Annotated in this window: 11 protein-coding genes; 4 read left to right on the top strand and 7 right to left on the bottom strand. The window is 70.2% G+C overall.

Annotated elements, in window-relative coordinates; translation table 11 throughout:
- A partial coding sequence (locus tag C1I98_RS27575) for an ABC transporter ATP-binding protein (RefSeq protein WP_111170329.1) occupies window positions 1-911 on the bottom strand: 911 nt, incomplete at its 3' end.
- Window positions 911-1942: an ABC transporter ATP-binding protein gene (locus C1I98_RS27580; protein WP_111170330.1), complete on the bottom strand. Its 1032-nt coding sequence runs from the start codon at window positions 1940-1942 to the stop codon at window positions 911-913. The genes C1I98_RS27575 and C1I98_RS27580, both read right to left, overlap by 1 nt.
- 125 nt (window positions 1943-2067) lie before the next feature.
- Between C1I98_RS27580 and C1I98_RS27585 the strand changes: the two genes are divergently transcribed.
- From C1I98_RS27585 to C1I98_RS27595, 3 genes are read left to right on the top strand one after another with little or no spacing between them, the layout of a single operon-like run.
- Window positions 2068-2559 (top strand): Lrp/AsnC family transcriptional regulator, encoded by a 492-nt coding sequence (locus C1I98_RS27585; RefSeq protein ID WP_111170331.1) that lies wholly within the window; start codon window positions 2068-2070, stop codon window positions 2557-2559.
- Between the two features lie 47 nt (window positions 2560-2606).
- Window positions 2607-3548 (top strand): nickel ABC transporter permease, encoded by a 942-nt coding sequence (gene nikB, locus C1I98_RS27590; protein WP_111170332.1) that lies wholly within the window; start codon window positions 2607-2609, stop codon window positions 3546-3548.
- The gene (locus tag C1I98_RS27595) at window positions 3538-4416 is read left to right on the top strand and encodes an ABC transporter permease (protein WP_199537262.1); all 879 of its coding nucleotides are present in this window, start codon (window positions 3538-3540) and stop codon (window positions 4414-4416) included. Before nikB ends, C1I98_RS27595 begins: the two co-directional genes overlap by 11 nt.
- Window positions 4417-4477: 61 nt before the next feature.
- Here C1I98_RS27595 and C1I98_RS27600 read toward each other — a convergent pair whose 3' ends face one another.
- From C1I98_RS27600 to C1I98_RS27620, 5 genes are read right to left on the bottom strand one after another with little or no spacing between them, the layout of a single operon-like run.
- Window positions 4478-5446, bottom strand: a complete 969-nt coding sequence (locus C1I98_RS27600; protein ID WP_111170333.1) for a D-2-hydroxyacid dehydrogenase — start codon at window positions 5444-5446, stop codon at window positions 4478-4480.
- A complete protein-coding gene (locus C1I98_RS27605; RefSeq protein WP_111170334.1) occupies window positions 5443-5649 on the bottom strand; it encodes a tautomerase family protein in 207 nt (68 codons plus the stop codon). The genes C1I98_RS27600 and C1I98_RS27605 overlap by 4 nt, the downstream gene beginning before the upstream one ends.
- Before the next feature lie 5 nt (window positions 5650-5654).
- Window positions 5655-6530, bottom strand: coding sequence for a tetratricopeptide repeat protein (locus C1I98_RS27610; protein ID WP_111170335.1), 876 nt, complete (start codon window positions 6528-6530; stop codon window positions 5655-5657).
- A 41-nt stretch (window positions 6531-6571) separates the two neighbouring features.
- Window positions 6572-8212: an ABC transporter substrate-binding protein gene (locus C1I98_RS27615; protein ID WP_111170336.1), complete on the bottom strand. Its 1641-nt coding sequence runs from the start codon at window positions 8210-8212 to the stop codon at window positions 6572-6574.
- On the bottom strand, window positions 8190-9257 hold the full coding sequence (locus C1I98_RS27620; RefSeq protein ID WP_158558202.1) for a dipeptidase: 1068 nt from the start codon (window positions 9255-9257) through the stop codon (window positions 8190-8192). The genes C1I98_RS27615 and C1I98_RS27620 overlap by 23 nt, the downstream gene beginning before the upstream one ends.
- A gap of 216 nt (window positions 9258-9473) precedes the next feature.
- On the opposite strand from C1I98_RS27620, the gene C1I98_RS27625 reads away from it, so the two are divergent.
- Entirely contained in the window at window positions 9474-10766 is a 1293-nt protein-coding gene (locus C1I98_RS27625; RefSeq protein WP_111170338.1) for a DUF2252 domain-containing protein, read from the top strand.
- Window positions 10767-10783 lie beyond the last annotated feature (17 nt).

The following is a 10783-nucleotide window of genomic DNA, read 5'->3' on the forward strand; positions in this document are numbered from 1 at the left end:
GCGCAGATGTCCTGGGCCTTCCAGCAGCGGGTGCGGAACCGGCATCCGGTGGGCGGGGCGAGCGGGCTCGGTACGTCACCGGTCAGGATGCGGCGCCGGCGTCCGGCCTCGACCAGCGGGTCGGGGATCGGCACGGCGGACAGCAGCGCCCGGGTATAGGGGTGGCGGGGACGGGTGTAGAGGCTCTCACAGTCGACGATCTCGGCGACGGTGCCGAGGTACATCACCGCGATGCGGTCGCACAGGTGGCGTACCACGGCCAGGTCGTGCGCGATGAACAACATGGTCAGACCCAGTTCGTCCTGCAAGGACTCCAGCAGGTTGACGATCTGTGCCTGGATGGAGACATCCAGGGCCGACACCGGCTCGTCGGCCACGATGAACTCCGGGCCGCTGACCAGCGCGCGGGCGATGCCGACCCGCTGGCGCTGGCCACCGGACAGCTCGTGGGGGTAGCGGCCGTGCCAGTGCCTGCTGAGCCCGACCAGGTCCATCGTGGCCAGGCCCTTGGCCCGCCGCTCGGCGGCGGGCAGGCCGGAGTGGACCAGGAGCGGTTCTTCGATCAGCTCTCCGATGGTCATCCGCGGGTTGAGCGACGCGTACGGGTCCTGGAAGATCATCTGCATCCGGCGGCGCATGGCCCGCATGGGGCCGCGGCGCAGCGTGGTCAGCTCGGTGCCGTCGAAGGCGACGCTGCCCGCGCTGGGCCGCAGCAGGCGCAGGATCGCCCGCCCGGTCGTGGACTTGCCGCATCCGGATTCGCCGACCACGCCCAGGATCTCGCCGCGTACGACGTCGAGGTCCACGCCGGCCACCGCGCGCAGCCGCCCGGGGCGCAGCGAGCCCTTGACGGGCACCTTGAAGTCGACCGCGAGATCGCGTACACGCAGCAGGGGAGCGGGATCGGACATCAGGCTTCCTTGATCATCGGCTCGGCGTGCCGGTCGTCGGGGGACAGCCAGCCGCCCTCGGCGGCCGGGCGCATGCCCCAGCAGCGGGTGAGTCCGCCCTCGGGGACGGGTGTCAGCGGAGGCGGGGAGTCGCGGCAGATGTCCCGCGCATGGTTGCATCGGGGAGCGAACCTGCACCCTTCCGGCATCGCGGACAGCTCCGGCGGCTGCCCGGCGATCGGCCGCAGTCTGCCGCCGCGCGCCTGGTCCAGCCGGGGCACCGAACCGAGCAGCCCCCAGGTGTAGGGCATGCGCGGCCGGTGGAAGAGCGCCACGGTGCCGGCGCGCTCGACGATCTGGCCCGCGTACATGACGTTGACCCGCTCGGCCATGCCGGCCACCACGCCGAGGTCATGGGTGATGAACAGCACCGCGGTGCCGGTGTCCCTGGCGAGGTCGCGCAGCAGTTCGAGGATCTGCGCCTGGATCGTGACGTCCAGGGCCGTGGTGATCTCGTCGGCCAGGATCAGCCGCGGCTCGCAGGACAGGGCCATCGCGATCATCACACGCTGGCGCATGCCGCCGGACAGTTGGTGCGGATAGGACGCCAGCCGGGACTCCGCCGCCGGGATCCGTACCATCTCCAGCAACTCGGCCGCCCGGGAGTGCGCCGCCCGGCCGCGCAACCCCATATGGACCGCAAGGGCCTCGGTGAGCTGGCGGCCGATGGTGAGGACCGGATTGAGCGACGTCATCGGGTCCTGGAAGATCATGGCCATTCCGCCGCCGCGCACCGCGCGCAGCTCGCGGGGCTTCATCCGCAGCAGATCGCGTCCCTCGAAGAGCACCTTGCCGCCGGTGACCCGGCCGGCCGGCGGCACGATCAGCCCCATGATCGACTGGGCGGTGGCCGACTTCCCGCAGCCCGATTCGCCGACCAGCGCGACCATCTCGCCCGCGTCGACGCTGAACGACACCCCATCGACGGCCGCCACCGGCCCCCGCGCGGCGCGGAACTCGGTCCGCAGGTCCTGGACCTCCAGCAAGGCCATACAGCCTCCAGTGAACAGCACACCGCTAGCGGCGTTCCTCGTAGATTTGGAGTGTTGCACACACGATTCTCGTCGTCTAGGCTCATGTGACCGTCGAAGTACGACATTCCTTGGGATGGGGAAGAATGCCGCCGAAAGGCTCGATCGAGAAGGACCGCAGCATCGTCCGCGAGCTGGTCCGAGATCCGCGCCAGAGCAACGTCGCGTTAGCCGCGAAGGTGGGCCTGTCCGAGGGCTCCGTCCGGCGGCGCGTCGAGCGGCTGGTGGCCGAGGGCCACCTGCATTTCGCCGCGATCGCGAGCGCGCCCTTCATGGGCCGCCCCGTCCACACCCTGTTCGAGATCCAAAGCGCCCCCGGGGCGACGGACGACCTCATCGAAAAACTCGCGGCCATGCCCGAGATGGCCTACGTCTACCACGTGACCGGGCAGTTCGACATCATCGCGGTCGGCTACTTCGCCTCCAGCAACGAGATGCGGACCTTCTGGACCGGCCGGCTGGGCAACCTGGACGGGGTCATGGAGAGCCGGACCGTCATGGTGCTTCGCGTCGCCAAGCGCCTCCACGAGTGGGCCAGGGACATCGCCATCGACGACAACGTGACAGACCTGGACTGAGGCCCCCGATGTGGGTCGCGCTCACCCCCCGCACCTAGGAGTGGCCCATGTTGCGCATCGCGCTGATCCGCCTGGCCTCGGTCGTGCCCGTGCTCTTCGGCATCTCGGTCATCTCGTTCTTCGTGATCCGCATGATCCCGGGTGACGTGATCAGCTCCATCATGGGACAGGACTTCGGCGACCCCCAGGTCGAGGCCGCGATGCGCCGCTACTTCGGCCTGGACATGCCGATCCACGAGCAGTTCCTCAACTGGTTCGGCGGCCTGCTGCAGGGCGACCTCGGCACCTCGATGCGGACGAGCAGGCCGGTGCTGGCCGAGATCGCCGAACGCTTCCCCGCGACCCTGCTGCTGGCCGTGTCGGCGCTGGTGGTCTCGGTGGTCATCTCGATCCCGTTCGGGGTGCTCAGCGCCACCCGGCGCAACGGCTTCCTGGACGCGGCCTCGCGGCTCGTCTCGCTGATCGGCCTGTCGCTGCCCAACTTCTGGCTGGGCATCCTGCTGGTCTACGTCTTCTCGGTCACGCTCGGCTGGCTGCCCTCGCAAGGGTCGGGGCCGGGCGGCACAATCGGGCTCGCGTACCTGGTGCTGCCCGCGGTGACGCTCGGCGCGAGCCTGGCCGCGATCAGCATGCGGATGACGCGCTCCAGCATGCTGGAAGTGCTCAACCAGGACTACATGCGGACCGCGCGGGCCAAGGGCCTCAGCGAGCGGGTCGTCGTCGCCCGGCACGCGCTGCGCAACTCGCTGATACCGGTGGTCACCGTGTGGGGCATCCAGGCCGGGGCGCTGCTCGGCGGCACCGTCGTGGTGGAGCAGGTCTTCTCCTGGCCCGGCCTCGGCACCATGGTGATCCGCGGCATCAGCCAGCGTGACTACCCGGTGGTCCAGGGCACCCTGCTCTTCCTGGCCCTCTTCTACGTCGTGGTCAACCTTTTCGTAGACCTGGTCTACGTCTACCTGGATCCGAGGCTCCGCAGTGGTCACTGATCTGGCATCCGCGCCGCCGCCGGTCGCGCGCCGTGGCGGCGGGAATCTCCTCCGCGCGATCCTGCGAGACCGGATCGGCGCGGCCGGCCTGGTCATCGTGGCCGTGATGACCCTCGCCGCCGTGTTCGCCCCGCTGCTCGCCCCCTACGACCCGACCGCGATGTCCGCCCAGCGCCTGGCCGGGCCCGGCGGCACGTTCCCGCTGGGCGCCGACGAGGCGGGCCGCGACCTGCTCAGCCGCGCCCTGTACGGGGCGCGCACGTCGCTGACGGTCAGCCTCATCGTGGTGACCTGCGCGGGCGTCATCGGCGTCGCGCTCGGGCTGCTGGCCGGGTACTACCGGGGCGTGCTGGACGGCGTGATCACGCCCGCCATGGACGTGATCTTCTCCTTCCCCACGCTGCTGCTGGCGCTGGCCGTGGTCGCGGCCCGCGGGCCCGGCACGGAGAACCTGATCATGGCGCTGGTCATCGTGTTCATCCCGAGTTTCGCCAGGATCGTGCGCGGCACCGCCCTTTCGGTGAGCAAGGAGCCGTACGTCGAGTCCGCCCAGGCGGTGGGGCTGAGCAACACGCGCATCATCACCAGGTACGTGCTGCCGAACTCGGTTGCCCCCATCGCCGTGCAGTTCACCACCAGCCTCGCCTACGCCATCCTGATCGAGGCGTCGCTCGGCTACCTCGGGCTGGGCGTCCAGCCGCCACAGCCGTCATGGGGCTCGATGCTGTCCTCGGGCAAGTCGTTCATGGAGCTGTCGGCCTGGCCGTCCGTGGTGCCGGGCGTCTGCATCATGATCACCGTGCTGGGGTTCAACCTGCTCGGCGACACCCTGCGCGACGCCCTGGACCCGCGGCTGCGCGGTCGCTGACCGGCCACTCCAGGCAGGAAAGATCCCCGGGCGGGAGGTTCCGCCCGGGGATCGTGGTGTCTCAGTAGCCGAGTTCGGGCCGCCGCATCGTGCCCTCCAGCGCCTCGCCCGCCAGGAAGCGGTCGTAGTTGGCGCAGAAGTCCGCGTACAATCGGCGCAGGTTGCCCGACGCGCGGAAGGACGTGTGCGGGGTGAGGGTCGTGCGCGGCAGCTCCCACAGGCGGCTGGCCGCCGGCAGCGGCTCCTCCTCGAAGACGTCGATCACCGCGCCCGCGATCCGGCCGCCGGTCAGCGCCGCCACCAGGTCCTCCTCGGCCACCAGCGCGCCGCGCCCCACGTTGACCAGGACGGCGGAGGGCTTCATGGCCGCGAAGTGCTCGGCCCTGATCAGGTACCGGTTCTCCGGGGTCAGGGGCATCGCCAGCACCACCCAGTCGGCCTCGGGCAGCACCTCAAGGCAGCGCGCGACCGGCGTCACGCGCGTGAAGCCCCGGGCGGGCGCGCCGGTGCGGTTGACGCCGAGCACCGTGGCCCCGAGCGCGCCCGCCCGCCAGGCCACCTCCCAGCCGATGGACCCGGTGCCGAACACCAGCATCGTGCTGCCGATGAAGTCGGTGGCGACGGTGTTCACCCACTCCCGGCGCTCCTGCGCCGCGCGCAGCGCGGGAAAGCCCCGGGAGTGCATCAGCGCCGCGCCGATCACGTACTCGCCGATCGGCACGCTGTAGGAGTGCGCCGAGCGGGTGAGCACCAGGCCCTCGGCCAGCCTGCGGCGCAGCGGCTCGCCGCCGATCCAGTCGAAGCCGGCCGCGGTGATCTGCACCCAGCGCAGCTTGCCCGCCGCGCGCAGGATGTCGTCGAACAGGTCCTCGTTCATGGCGCTGCGCAGGATGACCTCGGCGTCGAGGCAGTCCGCGGGGAGCGGGCCCGCGTCCGGCACGACGGTGAAGCGCCCGCCGGGATGGTGCTCGTGCAGCCACGGCGCCATCTCCGACAGGTTCTCGCTGAGCAGCACGTGGGGCGCGCTCATGCCGTCCCTTCGGCCGCCCGGGCGGCGCGCCTGCTGTAGGGAACGCCGCCCTTGGCCCACAGGTCCATCGAGACCTCGTACAGGATGACCTGGGTGCTCTCGCGCGGTGAGCCGTACTTGACCATCACGTCGGTCAGGTCGGCGATGAGCGCCTCGCGGGTCGCCTGATCGCGCGCCCCCAGCTCGACACGGATGATCGCCATGTGAATCAGTCCTTCCCGCCCGACGCCCGGGCACCGGTGAAATCGGGGTCGCGGGCGTACTCGGCCCGCACGGCCAGGTAGGCGAAGGCGTGCGTGACGCCGGTGCGCAGCACCGCCTCGAAGACCTCCCGCGCCTTTTCTGTGTCGCCGTTGCAGTAGTGCCAGTTGCCCAGCCCGTAGCCCTGGGTCGCGGTGCGCAGGTCGTCGCCGTCCAGCGTCGCCCACAGATCTTCGGGGGTGAGCTCGCCGGTGTAGAGGCGCATCCGGCTCTCGTAGCCGACGAAGTGCTCCTCCGCGGCCAGGTCGATCGCGCGGAACCGGTCGAGCACCGCCCGCGCCTCCGCGGTGCGGCCGAGCCGCCGCAGCGCCATGTACTGCCAGTCCTGGGCGGCCACGACGCCTTCCTGGTGACGGGCGGTGTTCTCCGCCTCGCGGAAGGCGGGCACGCAGCCCGCGAAGTCGCCCAGCAGGTACTGGGCGACGCCCAGGTGGTACCAGACCGAGGTGTGCAGCGTGGTCATGTACCGGTCCAGCGCCGCCGGGTCCCCGGCGGCGTCGCTGTCGGGGAGGTGCTGCGGGCGTACCTCCCCGGGCCGGCCGAGCACGAGGCTGACGATGTCCTTCTCCACCTCGGGCTGGTACATCTCGTACTCGTCCTCGACCCGGCCCAGGAGGCCGGCCGCGGTGCGCAGGTCATCGGCGGCCCCCGCGTAGTCGCCGATCGAAATGCGCCGGTGGCCGCGGAACCGCAGCAGCCGCGCGCTGCCCGGGTCCAGCTCCAGCGCCTCGGTCAGCAGCGCTACGGCTTCGGCGTGCTTGTTCAGGTAACCCTTGAGCCTGGCCGCCATGATGTAGCGGTCGGTCAGCGGCACGGACGCCATGGATGTGGCCCTTTCGACGGGTCGGTGCTCCTGCGGGCTCGTCAGCGGTCGAGCCAGAGGTGCCGGTAGAAGCGGTAGGTGGGGGTGGGGTCGCCCTGGTAGCCCATGACGTCCTTCTGCACGATGTCGAAGTCGGCGTTCAGGAAGGTCATGGCGACCGGGCCGCGCTCGGCCAGGATCTTCTCGGCCCGCTGGTACAGCTCGGCGCGCTTGGCGGAGTCCAGCTCCGAGCGGGCCTCGACGACCAGCCGCTCGTACTCTGGATCGCTCCAGTTTCCGTAGTTGAGGCCGCCGCCCTTGAGGAAGCTGGCCGAGAACCGCTCGTCCGGGTCATAGGTCAGCCCGAAGCCGGACTGGTACATGTCGAAGTCGCCGGACTTGGTCTTGGAGTCGGCGATGGTGGCCTCCACCGACTCGATGGTCACCTTGATCCCGATCTTGGCGAGCTGCTGCTGTTCCACCTCGGCCGAGCGCACCTGGAACGCGGAGGTGGCGATGACCATGAGCTTGGCCTCGAAGCCGCCGGCGTGGCCGGCCTCGGCGAGCAGCGCCTTGGCCTTCTCGATGTCCGGCTTGCCGTACACCGGCGTGGCCAGCGCGCCGAACCGGTCGGGGGGCAGGTAGCCGGCGTTCAGCGCGGTGCCGAAGCCGGAGTTGGCGACGTTCAGGATCTCCTGGCGGTCCAGCGCGTGGTAGATGGCCTGCCGTACCTTGACGTTGTCGAACGGCGGCCTGCCCGTGTTCAGCCGCAGGTGCAGCGACAGGGAGCCGGACCCGCCGTACCACTTCAGCGCCTGGTCGGCCTTCAGCGCGCCGATGAACTCGGGAGCCGGACGCCACAGGAAGTCGATGGTGCCGCTGCGGACGGCGGCGGCGCGGGCGTTGTCGTCGGGGTTGAAGGTGAAGTCCAGGCCGTCCAGGTAGGGGACGCCCTTCTCCCAGTACTTGTCGTGCCGGTCGAGCTTGATGGTCTGGCCGGTCACCCTTGATGCCAGCTTGAACGGGCCGCTGCCGCCGTCCACGCCGCCGTTGAGGCCGCCCTTTTCCGCCACCGAACGGTCCACGATGGAGGAGGCCGAGGTGGACAGCAGCGTCAGGATCGCCGCGTTGGGCTTCGACAACTTCAGGACCACGGTCCGGTCGTCCTCGGCGGTGACCGAGGAGATGGACTCGTAACTGCGCGCTCGCGGGGCCCGTGTCTTGGGGTCCTTGATGCGTTCCAGGGAGTACTTGACGTCGTCGGCGGTCACCTTGCGGCCACTGTGGAAGTAGGCGTTGTCGCGGAGTGTGAAGGTGAGCGTCCTGCCGTCGTCGCTCTGCTTCCACGACTCGGCCAGCGCCGGCTGGATCTCGCCCCGGTAGGAGTGGACCAGCGATTCGTAGATCTGCTCGTTGATGACGAAGGCCGAGGTCTCCGACATCCGGTGCGGGTCGAGTTCGGTGGCGTCCAGGCGGATCATGATGCCGAGCCGGCCGCCCGGCTCGGGCGGCCCCTGCGGCTTGGTCTCGTCCTGGAGGCGGACGTCGGCGGTCAGTCCGTCGTTCGCCGTGGCCGTGCCCTGGGCGCCGGACGGGGGCGCGCCGCCCCCGCCACAGGCGGCCAGTACGGCCAGCGCGGCGCCGGCCGCGATCACGCTGGAGAACGTGCTGGAGAGGGTGCTAGAGAGGGTGCGTCTTCTCATCGGATGTCTCCTTGCGGGGAGAGGGGTTCGACATCGATGGCCCGGGCTTCCACGCCTCGGCGAAGACCCGCAGCCAGTTGCCCCCGAGGACTTTTCCGACCTCCTCCGCTGAGAAGCCGCCGTCCAGCAGGGCGGCGGTGAAGTTGGCGAAGTGCGAGTGGTCGTCCATCCCCACGGCCCGGCGCTGGTCCCAGGGCCAGTCGCCGAGCAGGTTGTGGAACTCCTTGGCCTTGGCCTGCTCGGCCCGCATGGCCTCGGTGAGCGTCTCGTCGTAGTCGGTGGCGACGGCGACGTGGTCGATCCCGGCGACCTCCCCGACGCGCGAGACGTGCTCGACGAAGCGGGCGAGGTCGGGGCGGCGGGCCGGGTCACCGGGGTGGTAGAGGAAGGCCGACAGGCTGGTGATCCCGATGACGCCGCGCTGCTCGGCCAGCCGCCGCAGGTAGGCGTCGGACTTGGCCCGGATGTGCGGGGACAGGGCGTCGCAGAAGGAGTGGGTGACCACGACGGGCCTGCCGGAGGCGTCCATGGCGTCCAGGCCGGTGCGCTCGCCGCAGTGCGAGACGTCCACCAGGACGCCCAGCTCGTTCATCTCGCGGACGAAGGCGCGCCCCTGGTGGGTGAGCCCGGAGTCGGAGGACTCCCCGCAGCCGCTGCCCAGCAGGTTCTGCCGCTGGTAGGTGAGTTGCAGGATGCGTACGCCGAGGTCGTGGAAGGTGCCCAGCAGGTCGAGGTCCACGCCGATCATCTCGGTGTCCTGCGGGCCCAGGATGACGGCCTCCCTGCCCTCGGCCTTGGCCCGCGCGATGTCGGCGACGTCGAGGGCGAGCAGTACCGAGTCCGAGTGCCCGTCGATCCAGCGGCGGCACTCGTTCACCTGGCGCAGGGCGGTGACGGTGTCGGCGTAGGGGACGGTCACGGTGTGGTTGACGGCGGTGACGCCGCCTCGCCGGATCCGTTCGATGTGCTCGTCGCTGAGCTCGATGACCGTGCTCCCGTCGACCACTGTGGTGGCGGCGTGCAGGTCGATCGGCGAGGGGGGCAACGTCGCCTCCAGGGGTCGAATGGCGAGAACCTTGGGGCGACACTACGAGACCACCTCATCTTGTGTCTAGATATGCAGGCGAATCGTCGTATCTATCCGTAGAAATGACGAGATTCGTCGATCTGAAGAGTGGGCGCATTCCGCCGCCCCGGCCGTGCAGATCACGACTGCGCAACCGGCGATCACGGCGGTCTCCGCTGGGATAGCGTGCGTGCCATGGAGCGTTCCCGGCACATCCGCGATGTGCTCGTCACCGAGTTCGGTCCGTCCATCCAACGTGACCCCGCCGCCTTCCGCCGTAAGTTCCGCAAGATGGCGGCCTCGCCGTTCGCCTTCTACCGGGGCAGCGCCTGCCTGTTCTACGCCGACATGACCGGGGCCTTCGCCGACGACGCCTACCTGGACGGCAAGACCTCGCGGGTGTGGATCCACGGCGACCTGCACGCGGAGAACTTCGGCACCTACATGAACTCCTCAGGCCTGCTGGTCTTCAACGTCAACGACTTCGACGAGGCGTACGTCGGCCCGTTCGTCTGGGACCTGAAGCGCCTGGTGGCCAGCCTGGCGCTGATCGGGTACGCCAAGGCGCTGTCGGACGAGGCGATCACCGACCTGGTGACCGGCTTCGCCGGGTCCTACCTCGCCGAGCTGACCGCCATCCGCGGGTCCGGCGACACGGCGCTCGGCTCGCTCACCCTGGACACCACGACCGGCGCGCTGCACCGGGTGCTGCAACGCGCCCGGCTCAACACCCGGGTGGCCCTGCTCGACGTGGAGACCACGATCGAGAACTACGACCGCCGCTTCGCCGTCATGGAGGGCCGCCGGGCGGTCGGGGCGGAGACCCGGAGCGCGGTGGAGGCGGCGTTCGCCGGGTACCTGGCCACGGTCCCGGAGTCGACGGGCGTGGAGCACACGATCAAGGACGTCGCGGTGCGCACCGGCGTGGGCATCGGCTCGGCCGGCCTGCCGTCGTACAACCTGCTGCTGGAAGGGCACACCCAGGCCCTTGAGAACGACGTCATCCTCTACATGAAGCAGGCGCAGACCCCGGCGGTCGCCCGGCACATCGACGACGAGCGCGTCACCTCCTACTTCCGCCACCAGGGACACCGCACCGCCGAGTCCCAGCGCGCCCTCCAGGCGTACGCCGACCCCTGGCTCGGCTACACCGAGCTGAACGGCGTCGGCCAGATGGTCGCCGAGATCTCCCCCTACTCCGCCGACCTCGACTGGGACGAGGTCAACGAGCCCGACGAGTTCGACTCGGTCGTGCGCGACCTGGGCGTCGCGGTGGCCCGCATGCACGCCGTGGCCGACGACCACTCCGGCCACGACCTGGTCGCGTTCTCCACCGAGGAGGCCATCGTGGCGGCCATCGGCGACGACGGCGCCGCGTTCACCGCGCTGCTCGTGGACTTCGCCCACGCCTACGGCGCCCGCGCCCGCGAGGACCACCAGCTCTTCGTGGACCTGTTCCGCAACGGCAGGCTGCTACCGCAGGGGTGAGCGCACGCCACCGCCAC

It is taken from the genome of Spongiactinospora gelatinilytica, from assembly GCF_003236385.1.
Lineage (GTDB): Bacteria > Actinomycetota > Actinomycetes > Streptosporangiales > Streptosporangiaceae > Spongiactinospora > Spongiactinospora gelatinilytica.

Coding starts and splice junctions, on each gene's coding strand:
- nikB (WP_111170332.1), top strand. CDS start 2,607: ATGTTGCGCATCGCGCTGATCCGCCTGGCCTCGGTCGTGCCCGTGCTC.
- C1I98_RS27580 (WP_111170330.1), bottom strand. CDS start 1,942: ATGGCCTTGCTGGAGGTCCAGGACCTGCGGACCGAGTTCCGCGCCGCG.
- C1I98_RS27610 (WP_111170335.1), bottom strand. CDS start 6,530: ATGGCGTCCGTGCCGCTGACCGACCGCTACATCATGGCGGCCAGGCTC.
- C1I98_RS27585 (WP_111170331.1), top strand. CDS start 2,068: ATGCCGCCGAAAGGCTCGATCGAGAAGGACCGCAGCATCGTCCGCGAG.
- C1I98_RS27600 (WP_111170333.1), bottom strand. CDS start 5,446: ATGAGCGCGCCCCACGTGCTGCTCAGCGAGAACCTGTCGGAGATGGCG.
- C1I98_RS27605 (WP_111170334.1), bottom strand. CDS start 5,649: ATGGCGATCATCCGTGTCGAGCTGGGGGCGCGCGATCAGGCGACCCGC.
- C1I98_RS27615 (WP_111170336.1), bottom strand. CDS start 8,212: ATGAGAAGACGCACCCTCTCTAGCACCCTCTCCAGCACGTTCTCCAGC.
- C1I98_RS27625 (WP_111170338.1), top strand. CDS start 9,474: ATGGAGCGTTCCCGGCACATCCGCGATGTGCTCGTCACCGAGTTCGGT.